29 protein-coding genes are annotated in these 20,238 nt (G+C 56.8%); 13 read left to right on the top strand and 16 right to left on the bottom strand.

Annotation, left to right across the window (positions count from 1 at the left end; all coding sequences use genetic code 11):
• Nucleotides 1-180 precede the first annotated feature (180 nt).
• From DXY35_RS11880 to DXY35_RS11870, 3 genes are read right to left on the bottom strand one after another with little or no spacing between them, the layout of a single operon-like run.
• Nucleotides 181-891: a phosphoesterase gene (locus DXY35_RS11880; protein WP_115082448.1), complete on the bottom strand. Its 711-nt coding sequence runs from the start codon at nucleotides 889-891 to the stop codon at nucleotides 181-183.
• Nucleotides 891-1,706, bottom strand: a complete 816-nt coding sequence (locus DXY35_RS11875) for a metallophosphoesterase (RefSeq protein WP_115082447.1) — start codon at nucleotides 1,704-1,706, stop codon at nucleotides 891-893. Before DXY35_RS11875 ends, DXY35_RS11880 begins: the two co-directional genes overlap by 1 nt.
• A 5-nt stretch (nucleotides 1,707-1,711) precedes the next feature.
• On the bottom strand, nucleotides 1,712-2,491 hold the full coding sequence (locus DXY35_RS11870) for a GTP-binding protein (protein ID WP_115082446.1): 780 nt from the start codon (nucleotides 2,489-2,491) through the stop codon (nucleotides 1,712-1,714).
• A gap of 150 nt (nucleotides 2,492-2,641) precedes the next feature.
• Here DXY35_RS11870 and DXY35_RS11865 point away from each other — a divergent pair, with 150 nt between their 5' ends.
• Together DXY35_RS11865 and DXY35_RS11860 are read left to right on the top strand one after the other, a co-directional pair.
• Complete coding sequence (locus DXY35_RS11865) at nucleotides 2,642-2,911, top strand: hypothetical protein (RefSeq protein ID WP_115082445.1); 270 nt, start codon at nucleotides 2,642-2,644, stop codon at nucleotides 2,909-2,911.
• Nucleotides 2,912-2,919: 8 nt separating this feature from the next.
• Entirely contained in the window at nucleotides 2,920-3,096 is a 177-nt protein-coding gene (locus DXY35_RS11860; RefSeq protein WP_244273147.1) for a hypothetical protein, read from the top strand.
• 431 nt (nucleotides 3,097-3,527) lie between these two features.
• Here DXY35_RS11860 and DXY35_RS11855 read toward each other — a convergent pair whose 3' ends face one another.
• Nucleotides 3,528-3,710, bottom strand: coding sequence for a hypothetical protein (locus DXY35_RS11855; protein WP_115082443.1), 183 nt, complete (start codon nucleotides 3,708-3,710; stop codon nucleotides 3,528-3,530).
• Nucleotides 3,711-3,841: 131 nt separating this feature from the next.
• Nucleotides 3,842-4,018 (bottom strand): hypothetical protein, encoded by a 177-nt coding sequence (locus DXY35_RS12950; RefSeq protein ID WP_170950628.1) that lies wholly within the window; start codon nucleotides 4,016-4,018, stop codon nucleotides 3,842-3,844.
• A gap of 168 nt (nucleotides 4,019-4,186) precedes the next feature.
• Here DXY35_RS12950 and DXY35_RS11850 point away from each other — a divergent pair, with 168 nt between their 5' ends.
• Together DXY35_RS11850 and DXY35_RS12945 are read left to right on the top strand one after the other, a co-directional pair.
• Complete coding sequence (locus DXY35_RS11850; RefSeq protein ID WP_115082442.1) at nucleotides 4,187-4,606, top strand: hypothetical protein; 420 nt, start codon at nucleotides 4,187-4,189, stop codon at nucleotides 4,604-4,606.
• Nucleotides 4,607-5,138: 532 nt separating this feature from the next.
• Nucleotides 5,139-5,303 carry a hypothetical protein gene (locus DXY35_RS12945; protein ID WP_170950627.1) on the top strand — a complete coding sequence of 55 codons (165 nt, stop codon included), beginning with the start codon at nucleotides 5,139-5,141 and terminating at the stop codon, nucleotides 5,301-5,303.
• 11 nt (nucleotides 5,304-5,314) lie between these two features.
• Here the strand turns inward: DXY35_RS12945 and DXY35_RS11845 are convergent, their stop codons facing one another.
• Nucleotides 5,315-6,190 carry a GNAT family N-acetyltransferase gene (locus DXY35_RS11845; protein ID WP_115082441.1) on the bottom strand — a complete coding sequence of 292 codons (876 nt, stop codon included), beginning with the start codon at nucleotides 6,188-6,190 and terminating at the stop codon, nucleotides 5,315-5,317.
• A 166-nt stretch (nucleotides 6,191-6,356) separates the two neighbouring features.
• On the opposite strand from DXY35_RS11845, the gene DXY35_RS11840 reads away from it, so the two are divergent.
• Nucleotides 6,357-6,749 (top strand): DoxX family protein, encoded by a 393-nt coding sequence (locus DXY35_RS11840; protein ID WP_115082440.1) that lies wholly within the window; start codon nucleotides 6,357-6,359, stop codon nucleotides 6,747-6,749.
• 16 nt (nucleotides 6,750-6,765) lie between these two features.
• Here DXY35_RS11840 and DXY35_RS11835 read toward each other — a convergent pair whose 3' ends face one another.
• From DXY35_RS11835 to DXY35_RS13310, 3 genes are all read right to left on the bottom strand, one after another.
• Nucleotides 6,766-8,529, bottom strand: a complete 1,764-nt coding sequence (locus DXY35_RS11835) for a gamma-glutamyltransferase family protein (RefSeq protein ID WP_115082439.1) — start codon at nucleotides 8,527-8,529, stop codon at nucleotides 6,766-6,768.
• A gap of 638 nt (nucleotides 8,530-9,167) precedes the next feature.
• Nucleotides 9,168-9,347, bottom strand: a complete 180-nt coding sequence (locus DXY35_RS11830; RefSeq protein WP_041434861.1) for a hypothetical protein — start codon at nucleotides 9,345-9,347, stop codon at nucleotides 9,168-9,170.
• Between the two features lie 70 nt (nucleotides 9,348-9,417).
• Nucleotides 9,418-9,603 (bottom strand): DUF1651 domain-containing protein, encoded by a 186-nt coding sequence (locus DXY35_RS13310; protein WP_371681783.1) that lies wholly within the window; start codon nucleotides 9,601-9,603, stop codon nucleotides 9,418-9,420.
• A 545-nt stretch (nucleotides 9,604-10,148) separates the two neighbouring features.
• On the opposite strand from DXY35_RS13310, the gene DXY35_RS11820 reads away from it, so the two are divergent.
• Both DXY35_RS11820 and DXY35_RS11815 read left to right on the top strand, forming a co-directional pair.
• On the top strand, nucleotides 10,149-10,436 hold the full coding sequence (locus DXY35_RS11820) for a hypothetical protein (RefSeq protein WP_115082438.1): 288 nt from the start codon (nucleotides 10,149-10,151) through the stop codon (nucleotides 10,434-10,436).
• Nucleotides 10,429-10,683 carry a hypothetical protein gene (locus DXY35_RS11815; RefSeq protein WP_115082437.1) on the top strand — a complete coding sequence of 85 codons (255 nt, stop codon included), beginning with the start codon at nucleotides 10,429-10,431 and terminating at the stop codon, nucleotides 10,681-10,683. Before DXY35_RS11820 ends, DXY35_RS11815 begins: the two co-directional genes overlap by 8 nt.
• A gap of 42 nt (nucleotides 10,684-10,725) precedes the next feature.
• Here the strand turns inward: DXY35_RS11815 and DXY35_RS11810 are convergent, their stop codons facing one another.
• From DXY35_RS11810 to DXY35_RS11800, 3 genes are all read right to left on the bottom strand, one after another.
• On the bottom strand, nucleotides 10,726-11,115 hold the full coding sequence (locus tag DXY35_RS11810; protein ID WP_115082436.1) for a putative quinol monooxygenase: 390 nt from the start codon (nucleotides 11,113-11,115) through the stop codon (nucleotides 10,726-10,728).
• Nucleotides 11,116-11,226: 111 nt separating this feature from the next.
• On the bottom strand, nucleotides 11,227-11,415 hold the full coding sequence (locus tag DXY35_RS11805; RefSeq protein WP_115082514.1) for a hypothetical protein: 189 nt from the start codon (nucleotides 11,413-11,415) through the stop codon (nucleotides 11,227-11,229).
• A gap of 773 nt (nucleotides 11,416-12,188) precedes the next feature.
• Nucleotides 12,189-12,389, bottom strand: a complete 201-nt coding sequence (locus DXY35_RS11800) for a hypothetical protein (RefSeq protein WP_115082435.1) — start codon at nucleotides 12,387-12,389, stop codon at nucleotides 12,189-12,191.
• Nucleotides 12,390-12,498: 109 nt separating this feature from the next.
• On the opposite strand from DXY35_RS11800, the gene DXY35_RS11795 reads away from it, so the two are divergent.
• The 4 genes from DXY35_RS11795 to DXY35_RS11775 all read left to right on the top strand — a co-directional run bounded on the left by DXY35_RS11795 (nucleotide 12,499) and on the right by DXY35_RS11775 (nucleotide 17,720).
• Nucleotides 12,499-13,074, top strand: coding sequence for a hypothetical protein (locus tag DXY35_RS11795; protein WP_115082434.1), 576 nt, complete (start codon nucleotides 12,499-12,501; stop codon nucleotides 13,072-13,074).
• 1,047 nt (nucleotides 13,075-14,121) lie between these two features.
• Nucleotides 14,122-14,373 carry a hypothetical protein gene (locus DXY35_RS11790; protein WP_115082433.1) on the top strand — a complete coding sequence of 84 codons (252 nt, stop codon included), beginning with the start codon at nucleotides 14,122-14,124 and terminating at the stop codon, nucleotides 14,371-14,373.
• Between the two features lie 422 nt (nucleotides 14,374-14,795).
• Nucleotides 14,796-15,044 (top strand): DUF3104 domain-containing protein, encoded by a 249-nt coding sequence (locus DXY35_RS11785; protein WP_115082432.1) that lies wholly within the window; start codon nucleotides 14,796-14,798, stop codon nucleotides 15,042-15,044.
• Between the two features lie 2,487 nt (nucleotides 15,045-17,531).
• Nucleotides 17,532-17,720 carry a hypothetical protein gene (locus DXY35_RS11775; RefSeq protein ID WP_115082430.1) on the top strand — a complete coding sequence of 63 codons (189 nt, stop codon included), beginning with the start codon at nucleotides 17,532-17,534 and terminating at the stop codon, nucleotides 17,718-17,720.
• 14 nt (nucleotides 17,721-17,734) lie between these two features.
• Here DXY35_RS11775 and DXY35_RS12940 read toward each other — a convergent pair whose 3' ends face one another.
• The 4 genes from DXY35_RS12940 to DXY35_RS11760 form a co-directional block, all read right to left on the bottom strand.
• The gene (locus DXY35_RS12940; protein ID WP_170950568.1) at nucleotides 17,735-17,908 is read right to left on the bottom strand and encodes a hypothetical protein; all 174 of its coding nucleotides are present in this window, start codon (nucleotides 17,906-17,908) and stop codon (nucleotides 17,735-17,737) included.
• A gap of 97 nt (nucleotides 17,909-18,005) precedes the next feature.
• A complete protein-coding gene (locus DXY35_RS13245; protein ID WP_256359527.1) occupies nucleotides 18,006-18,131 on the bottom strand; it encodes a hypothetical protein in 126 nt (41 codons plus the stop codon).
• 48 nt (nucleotides 18,132-18,179) lie between these two features.
• Complete coding sequence (locus tag DXY35_RS11770) at nucleotides 18,180-18,440, bottom strand: hypothetical protein (protein WP_115082429.1); 261 nt, start codon at nucleotides 18,438-18,440, stop codon at nucleotides 18,180-18,182.
• 652 nt (nucleotides 18,441-19,092) lie between these two features.
• Entirely contained in the window at nucleotides 19,093-19,401 is a 309-nt protein-coding gene (locus DXY35_RS11760) for a hypothetical protein (protein WP_244273146.1), read from the bottom strand.
• A 238-nt stretch (nucleotides 19,402-19,639) separates the two neighbouring features.
• Between DXY35_RS11760 and DXY35_RS13240 the strand changes: the two genes are divergently transcribed.
• Together DXY35_RS13240 and DXY35_RS11755 are read left to right on the top strand one after the other, a co-directional pair.
• Nucleotides 19,640-19,768, top strand: coding sequence for a hypothetical protein (locus DXY35_RS13240; protein WP_256359526.1), 129 nt, complete (start codon nucleotides 19,640-19,642; stop codon nucleotides 19,766-19,768).
• A 170-nt stretch (nucleotides 19,769-19,938) separates the two neighbouring features.
• The gene (locus DXY35_RS11755) at nucleotides 19,939-20,118 is read left to right on the top strand and encodes a hypothetical protein (RefSeq protein WP_115082426.1); all 180 of its coding nucleotides are present in this window, start codon (nucleotides 19,939-19,941) and stop codon (nucleotides 20,116-20,118) included.
• Nucleotides 20,119-20,238 lie beyond the last annotated feature (120 nt).

The following is a 20,238-nucleotide window of genomic DNA, read 5'->3' as shown; positions in this document are numbered from 1 at the left end:
CCGCTCCGAGGAAGCCGCTGAGAATGGTGACGGGGACGTTGGCGGTGGCTGGTGCAGTGGTCATTGGGTCAGAAAAATAGAGGTGATCTTTGGGATCAATGGTTGTGAAACGACGTTCTTGTGATCAGGCGAGCAACTCACTCAGCAGTTGTTGCGACAGAACATCTCGAGACGTGGCAGTCAGCCAAAGCCCCGCCCTGAAGCGTTGGAAGGTTCCCCCGCAATTCGAAATTCGATGTGATCTGTGGCGGGGTCGTAGAGGGTGTAATGCCTCCCTCCGCCAATGCCGATCACGCTTCGTTTGGGCACAGCCTGTTCGCTCTGTTGTTCACCGGCATGGTCTTTGACGTGGGATTGGATGGATCCACCGGAAAGCTCCAGTCGGAACTGACGCCGACATCGCGCCGTGAACAGTCGGTTCACATCCAGCCGAGTCAGCCGATCCAGCAGCACCAAGGCTGAAGTGTCTTCCGTCAGCCGGTCGCCGACGTCAGCGGAGCTGCCATGAATCAACGCGCAGTCGAGTTCGATGAAGCCGAACTGCAGCGATGCCAGCCAGTCGAGATGGTCGGCGTCTACCGCAGCGAGAAGTTCTCCGACCGCCGCTTCGCCTTGCTCTGCTCTGAGCCCTTCAGCCTTGCGTTCGCCGCGGTAGCCACACTCCGCCAAAAGCTGCTCTTCCCACCAGCCATAAATGCAGTCGGGCTGAAGATCAGCGCGCTTCGGCTTCCTCAGACGCTCGAGCAGTGTATTGCACTGGCGTTGTGATCCGATCAGATCACCGAGAACGAAGAGATTGGCAACACCCCGCTGTTGCTTCAGATCCTTCTGAATCTGCTCGTACAGATCCAGGTCTCCTTGGAGACCACTCACCAGGGCCCAGCGTTCCATCAGCGCTCACACACGTGGCTTGCGTCTTCAGCTCGCTCTGCGTATTCGAAGCCATGGCTGAGCCTCCAGGCAAACACCTCCGGTAAGCCCGCATCAACGATCTCTCGACAGGTTTTGGCGACGTCGTAGTCGACTTCTCGAATCGTCACCTCTCCGGTGTTGTCGTTATGGATCACGTAGGTGGCCTTGGTGCTGCCATGACGCGGTTCCCCAACGGAACCAGCGTTAACGATCCGCCGCATCGGCAGTTCCAGCTCTTGTTCTGTTGGTGCGCCTTGATCGCGTTGTTGCACCTTCACCCGAATGGACCCCTGCCGTAGTTCGCGCACATAGGGCTGGTGGGTGTGGCCGCAGAACAAGGTTTCCGCTCCTGCTGTTTCCACCCGTTCAAGGGCCGCAAAAGCGTTCATGTCAGGCAACAGATATTCGTGCTGACTGTTCGGACTGCCATGTACAAACAGCAGTTTGTCGCGCCGCAGTGTCATCGGAAGTTCAGCCAGAAAGGCCTTGTTCTCCTCCGTCAGCAGATCGGCTGTCCAGTGATGGGCGCGATGGCCTCGTCGTTCCGCCAGCTGGGAGGGATAGCTGCATTCACAGGCATTCAGACCGTCAATGATGTCCTCGTCCCAGCACCCCTGGCAGGTGGGAATCTTGCGCTGACGCACCAGTTCCACCACTTCGTTGGGCTGGGGTCCGTAGCCCACAAGGTCGCCAAGGCAGGTGATGGTTTGGATGCCCTGCGAGTCGATGTCGTCGAGCACCGCCTCCACGGCGGCAAGGTTGGCGTGCAAACAGGAGATGACGGCATGGTTCATGTCAATCAGCCTTGCGATGTGGGTTGTTGTTGCTGGGGCTGTTGTTGCTGCATGGCGAGCACGTCATCCGCGAGCAGACAGTCGTTGATGGTGGATTGAATGCCTCCAGGGTTAAGAGCCTTGCCCTGAACAACGAGCTCTGAGGTTCGACGTGGGCGACCCTGCGGCGGTGCCGTGGCGTCCAGGGGCAGGAACTGGGATGACTCCTGACTCACCATCCAATTGCAGAAAAATGCCCGCCCGTCAGGAAGATTCATCAGGCCTTTGGCGCGGTATACATCGCCGTAGGCACCGTTGACGAGTTCAAACCAAAAGCTGCTCAGGCTGTTGGGATCCCAAACACAACCCGAAAGAGAGGTGTGCCAGGCCTCGAGCTTGCTGAACTCCAGGGTGTCCTTTGCAGGCAATTCAGGGTCTCGCCCGAAGTGCAGGAGTTGGTCGGGGTGCAGCTGCAAGGCCTCCAGCTTGGAGCGAACGTCGTCTCCGAGCCCTTCAACTCCTTCCTTGCTGGGGGGATGGAACTGCTGCACTTCGATCAGGGTCAGCCCATCGTTGTCTTGCTTCAGATCCGTTGCGTTGGCTGTTGCCGGTTCCTCAAGCCTGGGCACCTGGTCCTTGAGCCAGGTCAGGTCGATTCCGCTGTCTTCCCCTTGTTCAAGCCCCGCTGCCTTCTCTCCCTCCAGCCGCAGGTAGGCGCAGGGGCCTTGATGCTGCTGAAGCCTTTGGAGCGCCCAGGTTGTTTTCCCGCACCCCGGAGGGCCTGAAATCAGGCACACCTGGCCCATCGCAACCTCCTCGAGATTCGAGAATCATTCTCATTATGAGCCGCCACCGCCGCCCTGTCCCGTTCTCTTCATGCCTTTGGTTGCTTGGTATCGCTTGCTATGGCGCTCTCTGCTTCTGTCGCTAGGGTCGTCAGAACCCGGTTTTGATCTATGCAGGCCTTGGAGTTCCTCGCCCTCGTGCTGGTGAACTTGGCTCTGATGGTTTATCTGGTTGAAAAGGCAACCAAGTTCTGGAAGGAGCAGCGCCGCCTCAAGCGCCTCGTCAATCAGCATCCTGAAATGAAGGGCGTGCATCCCGATGAGGATGGGCTGTTTGTGTTTGAGAGCGATGATTCGCTCAAGGTGCTCGTGCTGGAGAACGATCAGCCCGGTTCTGACGAACCCTTCTATGTCACAGAAGAGGATCTCGAAGAGGACTGAATCAATTGGTGCAGGAATGGAACGATGAGTTCATCACCCATGCTCAACATGAGCTCAAGGGGATAGTGGCTGATTGGAAATATGACTACGGCGTGAGTGATCGCGATTGCTCGGCCATGTTGCTGTGGATGCTGATCAAGCTCAATCCCAACGCCGAGATCGACGCTGGTCTGCTTGATCGCTGATGCGACTTTTCGCTAGGTGCAATCACCGATGCTGATTGGTTCGTTGGGATACAGAATGACCTGGTAACCCCCAGCTCAGAACAGGGGGAAACTGCGTCGAACAGGGGAGGGATTAGGGAACCCTCCCTTTTTTGTGACCACCCATGCAAAGTGTTGCCTGTTGCCCTTGGCGCTACATCTGGGGTTTTGCCACAAAAAAGCCCGCCGAGGAGGCGGGCCGGGTGATGGGGCCTCTCAATATAACGAGCTAGGCCACCATATGCAGCGTTGATGTGTGATCAAGGGGCTTTGCATAAGTAATCGTGCTCCCCCTAGATCTGGGGCTGGATGAGTATTATCGAGCCAACGCATCAAGATCTGGTGCTATGAGCCGGGTGATGGGGATTGCTCCGGCTTGATGATTCGCTCCATGGATGGGGCGATTTTTTTTGTCATCGATGTGAGTGGATGTTGTGTTCCACTTCAGGCACGTTGCGACTCAGATAAAGGGCGTTGCTGAGCCCCATCACAACGGTGCATCCGGCTGGTCCGCAGACCCGATACAGGTGATTGCCGATCGATTCCACGGTTCCATTCCCTTGAACGGAGTAGGGCAGATGCAGGGTTTCGGCCATTGGATCACGCTTGAAACTGCAGCCGTCCTACGGATTCGTGTTTAGACCGAACTGCGACAACCGATACGGATTTGGTTTTCTTTGCGTCTCTCAGCATTCCTTAAGGATTGAGCCCTTTGGTTCTTGATGGTTCAGGTGCCTGGGAAATGGCTGGCCTTGAGCCGATCGAGGTGATCGCGCACTTCCAGATCGGGCATGCGCATCACCCGTTGCATCAGGTTCTGCCGATGGGCATAAAGCCCTTTGCATCCTTTCAGCGGTTCGATCAGCAGATCGAGCAATTGAGCTTTCGAGGTTGTGTTGGTCATGGTTTTCGGTGCTCCTCGACTCGTGTTCCAACAGCATCGGCAAAACCTGAGATCCACACATCACCCACTTGAGGGGTTGTGGAGTGGTGATCCAAAACGATGTCTCCCTCATCTGAGGGGACGTCGTCTGATGACTCCCCTTAACGTGGCTTGTCTTCTGGGGGTCCGATGAAGGTTCTGCAATCCGTTCTGGCGTTGTTGCTGGTGCTGGTGCCCGTGTGTGCAACAACCTCAACGGTGTCTGCGGCAACGATTGAGGAGGCGGCCAGTGGTGATCTGATTGCCACGCTGGAAAAGGCGCGGGATGTTCGCGAGCAGGCCGACATCAAGATCCGGGAAAACCTCAAATTGATGGCGTCGAGTTGTCTGTATATGAGTGATTCGTTGAAGGACTTGATGGCTCTTGAGAATCAGTTTGAAGACCGCCAGATCGAAGACTTCACCGTGGGAATGGCAGACGCGGTTGAGCTGGAGTTGCTCGATGAGGAGTCACGCAAGATCAAAGCGCTCTACCGCAGATCCCACTGTGATGATCCGATCATCCTTCGTGAGCAACTGCGGCAGGCCGATCAAAAGCGCAAGGCCTGAATCAGTAGCAGACCCCCGGTCCCTGTGACGGAGGGGCCGGGGGTCTGTGTCTGAACGGTGCTGTTCAGGGTTGGTGTGGCCGTCCCGTTCCGGTGAACAGGCGGCCTAACTCGCTCGTTTGTGCATGACGCAATCCATCAGATGTGGCTGAAGGAAGGTCGAAGCGTCTGGCTTATGGCGCCTGGGGCCATGTTCCAAGGGGTCGGGTGATGGGAGCTCCTTAGGGCACCTGGCACGGTGCAGATGGAGTGCCGATCGGCCTGGCCTTTCGCACAAGGCCTGTCGAAGGGCGCACCCAACAAGAGGTGTGAAAACTGTTGGAGCAGGGGCCTGAAAGTCAGCTTGCTTCTGACGTCTGCTCGGTTGGACCGTCGTCTCGCATGGACGCCTCCGATCTCGATGCACACAGTCTTGGGGCTGGGCCAGGCCCTGGCAATCAGCACGAACACGCATTGCCTTTCAGGCCAGAACCGGCTGAAAGTGGGGCTGGCGTGGCTGCGATCTGATTAGCCTGAACCACCGCGCGTGGTTGATGACCATTCCCTTCGGCACGCCTGAGCCTTCGGACGGTCTGCTGAATAAGTCGGTGTCGTCCACCCGACTGCGCGCCTGGCTGAACACCCGCCTCCGCAAGCTCGCTGTGGGGCAGCGGATTCAGGATGCGCGGGCTTTGCGCAGCGAATTCCTGGTGGAGTGATCGTTCAGCGATCAACCCAGCTCGAGGCAGGCCAGGCCGTAAATGTTGCGGTCGTGCCCCCTGGGGATCACGCCCTTGTACATCCGCACCGTTGACGTCATCGGTTTGAAGCCCCTGGCGCTGAGGATGGTTTTGGCGCTCGGGTTGTGGCCGGGGGTGTCGATCAGGACGACACCGTTGTGGTGGTCCAGGGCGTTGTTCAGCAACAGCGAGGCCATGCCGGGGTCTTCGGCGAGCCAGGGGCCCACCCGCCAGCCCTCGCCGATCGGCAGCAGGCAAGGCCGAATGCGCACGTAGCCATGGCATTCGCCCTCGGCATCCCTCGCCGCGAACACATCTCCAGCTCTGTGGCGGAGCCACAGCTCAAGGAAGTGGGGCCTTGGGCTGATCTCATGGCGTTCGTCGTAGCGCTGAATCGCCTCCAGCGACACCTCGTGCAAGGGCACGACGGCAACGTCGCTGCGATGGCTGGGGCTTGGGTCCAGTGATGCCTCGCTGCGGAACAGCATCTGCCGGCGGGTGGTGATGCAGTCCTTCTGAAATCCAGCGCGTTCGTAGAAGCCCACCATCTGCACAGCGGCCTCCAGGCCGATGCACTGCACGCTGCTCAGGGTTTTCAAAGCGTGCTGCCAGAGCCGACGGCCGATCCCGTGGCCCCGATGCTCCGGCTTCACCACGAACAGCCCGATGAAGGCGTAGTCGGGGTTGTAGGTGACCGCCGCGATGCAGCCCACCGGTGTGTTGTCCTGCCAAGCGAGCCAGACCCCCTGGCGATCGGTGTTGGCGTAGATCTCGATGTCGCCGATTCCTGGAGCGAAATCCTGCTCACGGGCCAGGGCCGTGACCACGTCGAGTTCGGCGGGGGTGAAGGGTCTGATCTCCAGCATTGAGCTCGGCCCATCCCGACCCTGCTGAACTCCGTCTTACCGCCTTTGACGGCTGATCTCCATCCCTGAATCAGCCCATCCTCTGCTGGCGCAAGACTGTTCTTGCTGAACAGTTGCTCTCTAGGGTGCTCGTCACGACTCCTCTGCCTGCGGGCTATTGATCCCCATGACTGCTTCGAAGCTGTTCGATTTCCTTGGCCGGGTGCTGATGGCGGCCGTGTTTGTGAATGCCCTGCCGGCCAAGTTCACCAACTTTGCTGAAACCGCAGGCTTCATCGCCTCCAAGGGCATCCCCGAACCCCTCGCTTCTGTGTTGTTGGTGGCGGCGATTGTGGTGCTGATCGCCGGATCGATCCTGCTGGTGTTCGGCAGCAACACGGTGCTGGGGGCCTCGTTGCTGCTGCTGTTCCTGGTGCCAACCACGCTGATCTTCCACACCTTCCCGGCGGACAGCGGCTTTGCGATGAACCTGGCTCTGATCGGGGCGTTGATCCTGGCCATCACCCGTGCCTGGGGCAGTGGCGTTCCCAGCTTCACGCACCTGCGCTCTAAGGGTTGATCGCCGGTTGGCTGAATCAGGGCAGGGCCAAGGCCGTTCCTTCGCGGCGCGGATCAGCGGCCCCCTGCCAGCCAGCACCAATTTTTTGAATCAGAGCGGTGCCGCTGCCGATGCTCTGACGCCGGGAGTTTGCTTCGCTTTTGAGCTGCTGCAGCGGAAACGGCCAAGGCAGCGGCGGATCGCTTTCCAGCACCAGCGTTGTGCCCCGGCGCGAAAGATGGGGAAGGCCTACCGCCCGCGCCGGCGGTTCGTTCCAGATCAGGGATGCCAGGAGCACCCGGCTGAGCAGATGGGGAATGCTGCGGCCGCCGGGGCTGCCAAGGGCCAGCACCGGCTCACCGTTGCGGAACACCAGCGTCGGCGCCATCGACGACATCGGCCGCCGTCCGGGCAGCCGGCGGTTGGCGACCGGTTTGCCGCCAAGGCTGGGCTTGAAGGCGAAATCGGTGAGCTGATTGTTCATCACCATGCCTCCCACAAGGTGCCGACTCCCGAAGATCGTCTCCACCGAAGAGGTGTAGGAGGCAATGTTCCCGCTGGCATCCACGATGGTGATCTGGCTGGTGCCCTGTTCGATGCCCCGATCCGGCCGTCCGTAGGGATAACGATCAATGCCTGGCGGCAAGCCCGGCGTTGGCCTTGAGCCGTTGGCGCCCTGCATGGCTGTCGCCCGGCTAACGATGTAGGCCGGATCCAGCAGGGCTGCGCTGGGCACTGCTCCATCGATGGGGTCGTGCACCCAGTAGAGCCGGTCGGCATCGGCCCAGGCCTGGGCGCGGGCCAGCTGCCGCCAAAGCTGCGGCTCACCTGTGCTGGAGCTATTCAGGTTGGTGGTCTGGTTCAGCAGCGCCAGGGTTTGCAGCAACGCCAAGCCACCGCTGCTGGGGGGCGGGACCGTGCAAATCCGGTGCTGCAGCTGCTGGCTGCAGAGGGGGGTGCGCCGGACCACGGCATAGCTGCTCAGATCGGCAGAGCTCCAGCCGCGGAAGTTTGGCTCGCTGGCCTGCAGGGCGTTGACCCTGCCCAGGATCTGCTGCGCCAGAGGCCCTTGATAAAAGGCCGGGCCCCCTTCCCTGGCCAGCAGCCTCAGGCTGCGTGCCAGGGAAGGGTTGCGGAAGGGATGATCCGCTGCTGGTGGCCGGCCGCCGGGCAGGTAGAGCGCTTGAAACTCAGGGCTGTGGGCCACGCCGAAACGCTGGGCCAGGCGGATGGAGCGCAACAGCCGCGGGCTTGGCAGAAAGCCATCGCTGGCCAGGCGGATCGCCGGTTGTAGGGCTTGTGCCCAGGGCAAACGGCCGTGGTTTTGATGGGCCTCCCAGAGCAGGGCCACGGTGCCGGGAATGCCGATGGCGTTGGCTTGGCTGGTGGCCTGTCGCCAGGGGAGGGGATCCCCCGCGCCGTCGAGCAGGTCGCCCGGGCGGCTGCGTTCGGGGGCAATTTCACGGCCATCCAGCACTTCAAGCTGGCGTTGCTTGGCATCCCAGTGGAGCAGAAAACCACCACCCGCCAGGCCGGAGCTCTGGGGTTCCACCACCGCCAGCACCGCCTGGGCTGTGACCAGAGCATCGATGGCGCTGCCGCCGTTCTTCAACGCAGCCAGCGCTGCCGTGCTGGCGAGGGGATTGGCAGTGACCACAACGGCGGACCCGCGGGCGGTGGAGATGCCTCTGCTGCTGGTGTCGCTGGATTCCGGATCGTCGCGGCTGATCGGGGCTGCCGATGCTGGGAGGGTGCTCCAAAGGCTCAGCGCCAGCAGCAACGCTTTGAGCTGGGGGAGCACAGCTTTGGATCAGCTGGTTTCAGTCTTGTGGCTGGTGAGGCGGACTGCTGGCCTTCTGATCCAAAAAAAAGAGCCGGCCCCTCAGCCCGCTCTTGCTTGACGCATTGAAGGCACCACAGCCTCCACTTCAAGAGTGGATCAGCAGAGGGCCGTTCGAGGTGCGATCGGAGCGTTTCTCAGGGAATTCTCAGGAGGTGGAATAGGCATTACTGCTGAATAAGAATCTTTCCCGCATGGCCGAAGATCGTGCCGGCGTGAGCACCACTGCAAACGCTGCTGGAGGGAATAAAGCAGGTTCCCTCGCATGCTCTTCTCATCTCGGCTGTTAGCGAGAAGCGGCCATCGAATAGGAGGAGATGTATCCGCAGGCCCACCTACGGGATACATCACTCACCTAAGCAGAACTTACACAAAAAAAGGTTCCCGAAGAGCCCACTCCTCGGGAACGACTCGTGCATGCTAGGAGAACTTAATGCTGCGCAATCTCCCTTAACAATGAGCAATTGTGCTCAGTGCGAGATGGCTGGGTCTCGCCCCAATTGTCTTGGCGCCTGCGCTACTTGGTGCGTTTCAGTTGGCCAATAAGAAGCCCCTGCCTGCAGCAGGGGCTCACCAGCGCTTTGCTCTGGCTGATGGGCTTAGAGGCCTAGGAATTTGGCGGGAATTCCGTCGAGGCTGTTGTTGCCCAACATCTGGAAGATGACGTTGATCAGCATTCCTCCGATGTGGAAGGCTCCCACCAGAGCCAGGCCTCTCCAGAGTTTTTCGGCTGCTGCTGGGGGCTGATTGTTGGCCCAGGTGCCGGATCCGTTGGTCATCGATTGATCGCAACTTCGATCACGTTGGCGAAAGAGGTGTCAGGGGTCCAGCAGTCGTCACTGAGGTTCATCAGCGCACGGGAGGTGAACAGCGCCGCCAGCCTGTTTTGAGCATCGTGTTCCAGGCTTCGATGGCGTTGTGCCGCAGTATCCGTCGCCGGGTCTGGGGCACCGGTGGATTGGGTGGAATCCAGCTGTAGCTGCGTACCACCACCCACTGAGCATGGGCGGTGGATGCATCTGGCTTGAACTGCACCACCTTCTACTGCTCGGCGCTCACCAGCCAGCCCTCTCCGCTTGGCTGTTCCGGCGGTTCGTGGGTGGCGCGGTAACGGGACAAAGGGTGGGGCGACGGCAAACAGAAGACAGCTCTGCAAAGCATCTGCTGCCGAGGCGATGCCCCGGCTTCACGATGGCGAATTCGCTTATTGAACGGTGAGGCACATCGAGCAGGACGCTGGCCAGGCCTAAACGATGCTCACGAGTCCGACGGAATATCGATGGATGAGTTGTTGTCCTCGAGGAAAGGAAGCTCGTCTCAGTCAAAAAGAGGCTTGAGAGAAGCTTCTGGTGGCCTTGGCTTGCGACCACAGTCCAACCAAGGCAAGACACCTTTGCATCGGTCGATGCATCGATCGAGGTCTTGGGAAAGGATTTTGAGCAATTTTTTGTTTCTCCAAGAAAAAACATGAAGTTTCTTTGCTGATCGATAAGCAAGAATGCGAAATTCAACTTATTAGTTCAAAAAGTTATTAGGGCTTCATTCTTTTCTCGCATACATTTCGGCAAATCCAAAGAACGATGCCCTGCCGTCAGGTTGAAGATTTTTCCCAGAAAATTGCCTCAGACTTTGCCGCAGCCTGCAGGACTGATGAGGAGAGTGACGATTGTTTTGGGACGGCTTACAACTACGGTCGCGACCATGTGACCCGTCTAACGCACGAGATCATTCGACTTCAGCGGGAGAGTGGTTTGTCGCGAAAGGAGATTATTGAATCGATCAAAGATATGGCCAGTCACATGAATGCACTCTCCTATGTGTTTCTTGTGGCGGCCGATGTTGCCGAGAAAGCCTTGGATCATGATTGATCCTGAGGACGGGCCCGCACATAACGAGTCAGCTGAAGATGCTCCTTGTTATGCCCCGCGGGGTGATTTTCTGATCGGTCTTGCTCAGGAAGCGCTTTCCTTCACCAAGAGACGGAAGCTTGAGAAGGAGATCGCAGTGATCAAATCAGCGCTGAAGGGCCATGACGACAAACCCACAACCCGTCGCGCCGAGCAACTCAAAACCCGTCTCGACAAGCTCAAGGAGGAACTGAACAGCCCCTCTTAGGCGTGATTGCCACAACTCGAGGGATGTTTCCCGCCAGGTTGTTCAGACCCTGCTGTATCCGAGCTTGGTTTCGAAGATCTTGAGTGGAAGCCCAAACGACTCCATCAGCTGCCGGCAGTCATCGCCGACCGTGCCGTAGACCTCAACGCTGAAACCATCGCCAAGCTCCGCATGCTTTTGCAGATACTCCTGAACGGGAGGGTTGGACACATGGGCGCTGAACGCCTCGTCGTTGGCGTAGACCTCTGACCACACGAATGCGTGGGGATCGTCCGGGTCCTGATCAAAGGTGTGGTGAATCATGCCTGGCTCAGATGCCTGAACGGCTTCGTCGGTGATGCGAGCCAGCTCCAGGTACTGGTCAACACAACCGGGCTTGACGTGGATTCGCGCCAGCAACATGAACGGTGTGGAGTTGTCGAAGTTGGCCATGGGCTCTCAGGCGGTGCCCAAGTGTTCCATGGATTCAGGTTGTAAAACCCTGGAGGTGCACTCTCCAGGGGAACCCGTGCTTGTCTTCAAGTCTCGTTCCAATGGAGACGATCAAGCGGTTAAAGGCTGTTGCTTCAGTGATAAGCGACCACCAGCCATCGAGTTGTGAACCAGGTCTTCGGCGTAGCGGCGGCCTGCTTGTTGCGCTTCTCGAACGCTCTTGAAATTGCCGACAAAGTCGTAGTCCTTTCCGTCAACCGTTGCCGCAACCGCATAGAGCCTGTCAGCAACTTTGCTCACAGACCAGCGCAAAAAGCAGGCCGGGGAGTTCTTCTGACTGTGCATACTGTCCTCCTTGAAATAACGGAACGACTTAAGCGCTTGCTTGTTTGTTTGATTTCAAAGCTTTAAATATCGCAAATAGGTAATTATTTTTCTTTCATAATCCGCTCATTAAGGTCTCATGAAATCGAATGATGTGAGCGATGTGATCCGAGTTTTGAGCAGCTCCCTCTGCCGCGATGGCTGACCTGCAACCAAGCTGCGACTTAACGATGTGGAGCCACGGAACCGCGAGGAGAAGCGAGTCCTCCCCGAGCGATGCAGTATCCGCATAAACACGTTCGCTGCGTCACACTGATTTGTGCCTGATGCACTGAATTTCTACAGCTTTAAGACACAGAGAAGTTTCCCCGTTGATCGCTCTCAACGGGGAAACTCGTCTGCCAGCCCCAGGGTCGCTCTCCCCGTGCTGCTCAGCACCACATCTGGTGTGCGGGCGACTGAGGGCTCAATGATGAGGCCATTCAGCAGGCTTGTCTGGAAATTATTGAAGATGTGCTGATCCGCCAAAAATTCCGGTAGATCCAGGCAATGGTCGCGACTGATACGGACGACTTAAATGCTCGATAGGCCTCGGGAGAACGGCTGGATTCGCTAGACAAACGGACCCAGCAGTTGCCGCTGACATGGGTCCGCGTCCCGGGCTAGGTGCATGAGACCAGGACGCGATACACATAAGCCATTAGAGCCAGTGGATTCAGCGAAATCCGCTACTCAAATGGCTCCACATGTCAGGCGCGTGCTTTGCGGAAATTGGTTGAATAGGGAAACCGGTAGCCAAGCTCCATTTCCTCCAGCTGCTCCTCGGCGAGGTAGAGGCTGCGCGTGAAGAAGCACACATTCTCGCTGTCGCACACCAGAAATTTGCTGGTCTCGATTTTTTGGATGGATGAACCGCGTGGGGTCTGCACGATCAAATCTGCTTGAGCCATGGAGCGTGCTGGCAAATTTCCCCTGTCATGGCTTTCATCGTTGTCGTTTGGTCGTAACAACGCTCACACTTCGACAATGTCATTCCCTCAAGTTTCTTGGTAACAACAGATGCTCGGGTTAAGCGATAAAAAGAATCTTTCCCCCCAGTCCAAAAATGGGCTATTCACTGTCTCGTTTGAAAATGATGCGATGAAGTGGCTGCTCTCGAAACTCGGTTTACTCAAGCTGCACAAAAATACCCAGGATCTCCAGGACGACCTCTCGTTTTTTAAGACCTCGCTTCAGGTCAATGCCATTGCATGTCAATGGCTTCTGAGAAAGCAAACTCAGCTCTTTCTGAGGCAGAGCAAGGGGTCAGCATTAATGATCAGAATTAGGGATGCATCCGGTGATGGCACGGTTGCGAGCAAGTTGGTGGAGCTCAGCCTCAAGGCAACGCAAGCACAGATTGAAGCCCCATCGGCAAGCGGCCAGATGCTTCTTGAGCTTGGTTATCGCACGGTTGGTGGTGACTTCATCACGCTTGAGTATTCTTTCATTGACCTTGGCCCCAAAAAAATTGATCAGCCAGAGTTGACCAATTGGTTCAGTAATGAATCGGACAATATTCATCAAGACATGTATTACTTGGCGACTAAAGGAAGATCGCTTGGTGGATCTGAAGTCATGCCCCTCGGCCGGTGATCCTGGTTGCAGCAGCGTGGTGTTGACCCAAGCCAATGGATGACGAGTAGGCCGAGATAGCGCTGCTCTAACCCTTTGATCAGCGCCACAACATTGTGGTAAGTCATTTGTGCAGCCTCAACGTGTCATTGGCGCTACCTGGTCTTTTTCACCTAAGCCATGGTGGAACTGGAAGGCGCAGACGAAGGCTCCTTCTTTCCAATGGTTGTTCCGTTAACCATTGGGCGCTGGTCACTGCACTGACTCCCTTCTGGCGATGCAGGGAGTCAGACCAGCGTTTTCTTTTGGGTTATTCCTTCTGATCTGTTGCAGTGCAGTAGGTCTTAGGGGTGGTCATGGTTCTTCTTGTTGGGCCGTGAAAGGCAGTTAGAACAAAAGTAAGAACAAAATCCGCCCTCACTGCACTGGTTGCCGACAGCGCACCTATCAAGCTTCCACCCAACGAGAGAGAGGCAGCGTTGCAACCTCGTTGCTGCTCATTTGGTCACAGTCATTGCGTCATTCGAATGGGTCTGCACCCCCACCCGGGGTGAGGGTGTCTTTGGAAGTTCTGCCGTTAGGGCTTTCCGCCCAATGGTTTCTCCAATGACCATTGGGCGCTGATAGCACCACTGACTCCTCTGTCTCGAGCGCGATGCGAGGAGTCAGATCAGCGTTTCCAATTACCGAAACCTCTAAGTGACTCATTTGGTCGCCGCTGTTGCCTCATGGGAACTGCACTGAACGCCTGGTAGAGACGATGATGTCTCGGGAAGTTCAGTCGCATGGGCCTTCCCTCCAATGGTTTTTCGTTTTAACCATTGGGCGCTGTCCAGAAAAGCTGACTCCCTTTCTTGGCGGACGGGGAGTCAGTTCAGCGTGACCTGACGGGTGGTGAGCAACGACGTCATCCTGTTTTCAGCATCGTGGTCCTGGCTTCGACCGCATTGTGCCGGAGCATCCGCCGCTCGGTCATCGGCGTTGGCGGCTCCTGTGATTAGAGAGCAGTAGGCAAGCCTCTAAACATCGGCTAAACCCAGGTGGCGACGTTCTCCTCTTCTGATCGCGATGAAGGCTCTTCTCGCTAGCTGCCTGCTGCTTGCCTCCACATCTGTTCCTGCTTTGGCTCAGAAGGAGATCCCCAAGGCCGAAGGCCATGACCAGTGCCCTCTGGGTTACGTGAACACCCTTGGGACGACGTGCGTATCTCCGATCTATTACGAAGTAGCCCCAACCAACGGCAAAGCATGCCTATCTGGCTGGGTGAACATCGGTGCTGGGTACTGCAAGAAGAAGAAAGGTCCTCTGGGAATCCTCTGAACACCACAAGGCCAATAGGCATAAAAAAGCCGGGTCATCCACCCGGCCACATGCGCAGATGAACCTGTCTATCGACTGAGACCAGGAGCGCAAGAAGGCAGCAATACCCATCCCTCACCGCCCGGCTTCACCGGCGGGGGGTTGGTTGCGCGGTCCTTATTCGGCATGGGCTGGAGTCTTTATTGATCCCACCAAATGGGTTCGTAAACCCAGCCTTTTGCTTGAGCAGCCAGTTGCACTGAAAACGCACGTTTTGCAGCGGGGGATTGGTGGAGTGATACCTGGGCATAGCCGAAGTCTGGCGAGCGCGGAACCCTTAATGCGTTCGGCACCGTACCCAGCTCGTTGAATGAGCCTTCAGATTTTGTTGCTGGCCCGTTGAACAACTTCTATGCTAGTACAGCTGTACTGATACGTGGGTTATGGCGGTTGATCATGCGAGCGGCATCTCGGCATCCAAGCCGGATCCGGTCTTCCTGCGCGTCAAATCGGGAATGACCGTGATCGTCACTGATACGGATGGGGCCTGGCGCATGGCAGATGTGATTTGGGTCGATGGTGGTGCCAGGAATCCCAAGACTCCGACGTTGTTTCAGGTGGCTGATGTCGATACCGGAGTCATCAACTGGGTCAACGCCAATTTCGTCACCCACATCGTTCCAAGGGGCTGAAGCCCCTGTTGGTACGGGACGGGGAAGATCAGGTCTCGGAATGCAGACAGCAGCTCTGCCAGAGAAAAACCATCTGACAATCAACCCCAGCTTCTAATGAACGTGGCGCGATTTCTGCTCAGGGACGGGAACAAGGTTGGTGCTGAAGTCTCACCAGATGGTCTTGAGGTCTTCACCTACGAAGACCAGAAGGGGCAATTGATCCATGCGTTGGCCACGGTTAAGGCTGAAAGGGAGTTCCTCAGGCAGGTCCCCTCGAAGCTGCTTCCCTTGTATGTCCGTATGGAGCAGGCACTTGCCAGGGCCGTTGGGCGGAACTGAGGCGAGCCGCAGATCTTCTTCAGGCGAAACCATCGGTCAGGTGACCGCTCGAAGTTGGTTCCGCCGCCCCTGAGTGGTTCGGGCCGTCCCGGGGCACTCCAGTCGTAGCCCTGTCGAACCAGGCTGAGACGTGCCATCTGCTACACGCTGGTCGTGTAAGCCGTACGCATAAATACTTAGTCGCTCTGTTAGGACTGGAGTACGTCATGAGAGACGGAGGTCCCGGCATCGAACACCGGGACTTTTTCTTGGGCATCACTCACGGTTCGTCCGAAAAGCCTTGAACATGGATCAGGGCGTAGGGATACCGCCCCACCGTCTTCTGCCCCACCGTCGTCTGCCCCAACGCCTTCTGATGAGCGATCAGGCAGAGGGACAAGCCACAGGCTGTCCATAGGTTGCTTCCCCATTTCCCATCCTCTAGACACGATGAAGTTGTGAGGGAAACACCTCATGGGATGGAAACAAGGTCGCATCCCTGAGATTGTTTTGAGGCCTCTGCCTTTGGCGGAGGTCTTTTTTATTGCTGTCCAGTTGTGAGGAGAGCGGTTTGCTTGTTGTGGAGCTTCAGGTATCAGCAACTACTGCAGCCAGTGTCAGCCCTGCCATCGTTGATTAACTGCACAAAGTAAGTGACGCTTGAAGAGCAATACATTACTCTAATGGATGCGGCTGGAAGGGTTACGGATGAATGGTGTCGGGAAAAATTTATCCAGGAAGCAGACAATGTTTTACTGCACATTAATGCTCAAGTTCTGAAGAACAGGCAAGAGCTGAACGCCATGTCTGCATAAGGCGGTTGTCGTTCAAGCAGTGAGTTGTCCCCGTCGCAAGAGGGGTTGTTGACTTGTGACGATGAACTTGTCTATTGACTCGCCAGTGCTTGGAAGATCAGAGCCGCAAAAAGCGACCAAAGCACGGTGCTTGCGAAGCGGTTCTCCCAGGCCAACCGACGGGACATGCTCCTCATCAGTAGGTCCCGCGGAAAACCGTTGCGATCACTGAAGCAAGCGAGCAGGTAAACAACGCAAGCAGTGCGAACTCCATGAAGGTTGTGGTGTGGCCTGCTTCTGTCATGCCTCGGGTTGAAGCAGAGCTGTCGTAGCGGTCGGCACCAGAAAGCACCGGCAAGTGCTTCTACCCGTAGCGGCTAGGTAACCATGTCTTTTTCTTGAGTTGCTGACCACACCCATTGTTTTGTCGTGATGGCGACGACCAGTCGCTGAACCTCACGTCATCATTTGGGCGCTTCTTCGGTGAAGGGGCGATGCGTCGAACGCGGGGGTGCTTAGGGAACACCCCCCCCCTTTTTTTTTTGGCAGTTCGTAAACGATGCCCACGGCACCGCCGACTGATTGAAGAGGGTGGTGTGGCTGGGACGCCAGCACCTTCGACGGATTCGTCCCCTTGTTGATGGGCGGCATTCCCTGCCGCCTTTTTTTGCCTGTTGCCGACCAAACCATGGTCGGTGTCCACGACCTGTTTCGACGGTTCTCCCACTCCCTTGCACCAGGCATCTGGACGAAAGTGAATTGGTCGTCAAACGAGGGACACCGGCCCTTGGAGGTGAGATCTTCAGGGGCCTTTTTGTGTTCCCCTCAGCTCTGGGTGGGCAATATTCTTCCCGAGGCCCAGCCCAATCAATAGGGGCTAATTCAGTCGGGTATGTTCAATTTGTTGCACGAACTATTGGCTATGCAGCGATGTCTTGATCGATATAGTCCAGAAAATGAATCACTCTTCTTTCTTTCTTCTCTTGCAAAGCTTCCTTGGCAAGAGTCAGCAGCTGATTCTCTCGGGCTTTGATGGCGGTTCTCCACCGTTTGGGTTTGGGATTGGTCACACGGAAGGGCCCTGAGAGTGGAGAAGTCTTGAGAGGCACAAGTCTTTTCATGCCGCACGACGCTAGGGTTCACAAACGAAAACCGCCAAGATGCTTGATGGTTGTTGATGAGGGTTCGTTCAGATACCGTTTATTTGTATCAAGCTGAACTCGCAGTTTGGCTGCATCAATAAGAGAAATCGCTTCAAGCCTGAAACCATTTCTCGAAACCCCAGTGGGGAACCGCATGGGAACAGTGCTTACTGCAAAGCACTGCAGTGATTTGGTGCCCAGTTGAAACCGTAAGCGGTTTGAGCCACAACAGGTTTGTCGCAGCAACTCAGATGGGTTTCAGCACTGAGCAACCCAAAGCGGAAACCACGAGCTCCACTCGCATTGCAGCTGGACTCATCCTCGGGATGGCTTGTTTCGCTGCGGTGCTCACCGGAGGAATCTTTGTCGGACAGACCATCGGTGACGCGTTTAGCACGCTCCAGACCTTCGCCCCAGTGCAGATGGACCCGCTTCGCTGAGGTTTTGGAGCCGATCAGGCTTCAACGTCAGCCTTGTCTTCGGCGTTGTGGTGAGCCTCGACTGAGGTGGCTTCAGCTGATTTGCTGCGGGGGCAGTCACCAGCGTTGGCGGCGCCAATAAAAACAACTACTGCCATGATCGCAACGATCACGGAGCCGCCTACAAAAGCAAGGTTCGGACCTTTCACGTCAGGTGTATGCCAGTGATCAGGCGAACCTAGTGCTGGATTCAGATCTGCGGGGCGATCTGGGTGGCACGGTCAGTGTTCACCCACGTGGTCGCCTCTATTGATCCTTGTTTTCTTTGTATCTGGGCAGGTCGGTCGGCTGAGCCAGCACGTAAAAGACGGCAGCAGAGATCACCACGGTGACCACGATGAGAGCGGTGATGGCTGCTGAGTAGTCGTTCACGGAAGTCTCTCCAAAGCTAAGGTTAGGGCTGACGCTTTGCTGGCTGCGTCAATTGCCTGGAATGGCCTGGCTGTGGATCGTGGTCATCGTGTTGTGCAGTTCACCCACATCCCGAAGCCCTTCGGCACTGAACCAGGGTGCGTTCTCCCAGCTGAAGCCTTCACCAAAAGTGTTGTCGGGTGCCGTGACGTACCAGTGACAGTTCACATCCGGCGTATCAACGGAGCACTGAGACCAGTCCGGCTGCCACTGCGGCACCTGAACCCACATCACTGCTGCAAACACCAGGGAGAACAAAGCTCTGAGCATCGACCTGGGGCTGCTTATTGAAACTTTACACGAATTGGTCTCAGAATTGGAATCGTCGACGGCATCGACGATCACGCCCAGAAGGCTCAAGCGAGAAAGCGCTTCTGTAGTCGGTGACTCGATTTCAATCGGTTGAGCGGGGATACAACCGAAGTGCCGTGCTGTGCGTTCGAGGGCACACCGGTGGCGGAATCGCATCCCTCATCGCTCGACGCGATGTGATTCCGTCGTGTGCATCCAACGTTTGCACCCAACTTGTGCATTCAAATCTGATCGACGTTCAAGGCCAAAGAACAACTTTGGAGAGTGTTGGCACCAGGCTTCGCGTCATCAACTGAAGACGTGATCCCGAAGCTGGCCTGTCGATCGAGGGCAAGCGGCCGCAGTCTCATCAAGCTGCGTGTCCTCCATGCTCCAAACGATGTACTGCGTTGAGCGAAGCGATGGGCCCGACCAATGGGTTCAAGAACAGTGCTTCAAAACTGAGTTCAAGGCGTTCGTGAATGCACGCGCCAAATCGCTTGCTTTCACAAACGTCTATCGCGTCATCTATCAAAGCCCTGGGCTCTCAGGCGAAGTGGTAAGGGTTGCGAAAGGAAAGGCGCTTTTGAATTCCGATGACCGGCTGGTTGGTTGAGCCGGTCAGTCCTGCTCAGCGCAGCCAGGGCGATTGCGTCACCTCCAAGGTGTAATCCCCCGTGCGGGTGAAACGCAGCGGGATGGAGTTGATGCGGATGTAGGTCTCCCCTTGCTCGGCAGCCAGAAAGCTGAACTCATGCTCAGCACTGTTCACCATCACGTTGCCGCCGCGCTGCATGAAGTCGCAGCGGAAGGTTTCCACGCTGGTGGTGGTGCCGTCGTAGCTGAGCAGCCGGCAGGTTGAGCCAATGATCTCAGCGCTTGCCGGAATGGCGGTGGCGACGGCGAGGCCTGCCGCGGCGAGGCTGGTTCGAATCCACATCATCGGAGCACCCCGCAGTGCATTGCATTCGGTTCGTTCTCTCACTCTGCTGCCTCAATCCTTCCCAGGCCGGCGATGTTGGGCGACTCGCCAGATTCTCTTAAGCATTGCGGGGCGCGCCTGCAACTGATCTGCGCGATAGTTAACCCACGCGAAAGGGCCGCGAGACCACGACGCGAGATCTGAATAAGAGGAAACTTCAATGAGCAGGAGAGGTATCCATCCCCTCTTGATGGGTATGGACAAACCCGAGCGCAAACCCGTTGAGCCTTCAAAGGTTAACGATTTGTCCGGCAACGAATCCGCTCAACGCAAGCGGTTCATCCGATCGGAAGAAGAAGATTCAGGCAACCAGCAGGCTGCTTGATCAATTCATTAACAAGTGATCAGAGCGCGGATGAGACCGTTCATCTGCGCGATCTTTCAACCGCTATTCCTCAGGTAAGAGCGGTTTTTTGTTTGTGTAAAGGAATGGGTTAAGTACCTATTGATTCTGGAGGGGAGAGGAGTAGAGATAAGTCAGCGACAAGGAGAGAGATGGTCACGATCTGTTCAGGTTTTTTCGATCTCTGCATTCCCCTCAATGCATTTGACAAGACGCAGCAAGTGCAGGCTGACGAACCCAAGCAAGCGATGAAATCTCAGCACGATCTGTACTGGGAGGAGCGTTGCGACACCTCGCCGACTGCGCCTGGCTGCAAGATCTACGATGACTGAGCCCAGTACGTCGTCGTAGACGTCATCAAGGCAACGCAATCGATCCTCTTTGGTTCAAGCAACTACACCTGGCTGATCTGCCTGTTTTTGTTGTTGCAATCTGCTTTCTCCCTGTGTCTT

Origin of the sequence: Synechococcus sp. N32 (genome assembly GCF_900473895.1) — a bacterium.
Classification (GTDB): domain Bacteria; phylum Cyanobacteriota; class Cyanobacteriia; order PCC-6307; family Cyanobiaceae; genus Parasynechococcus.
This window is presented reverse-complemented; position numbering and strand designations above follow the sequence as displayed.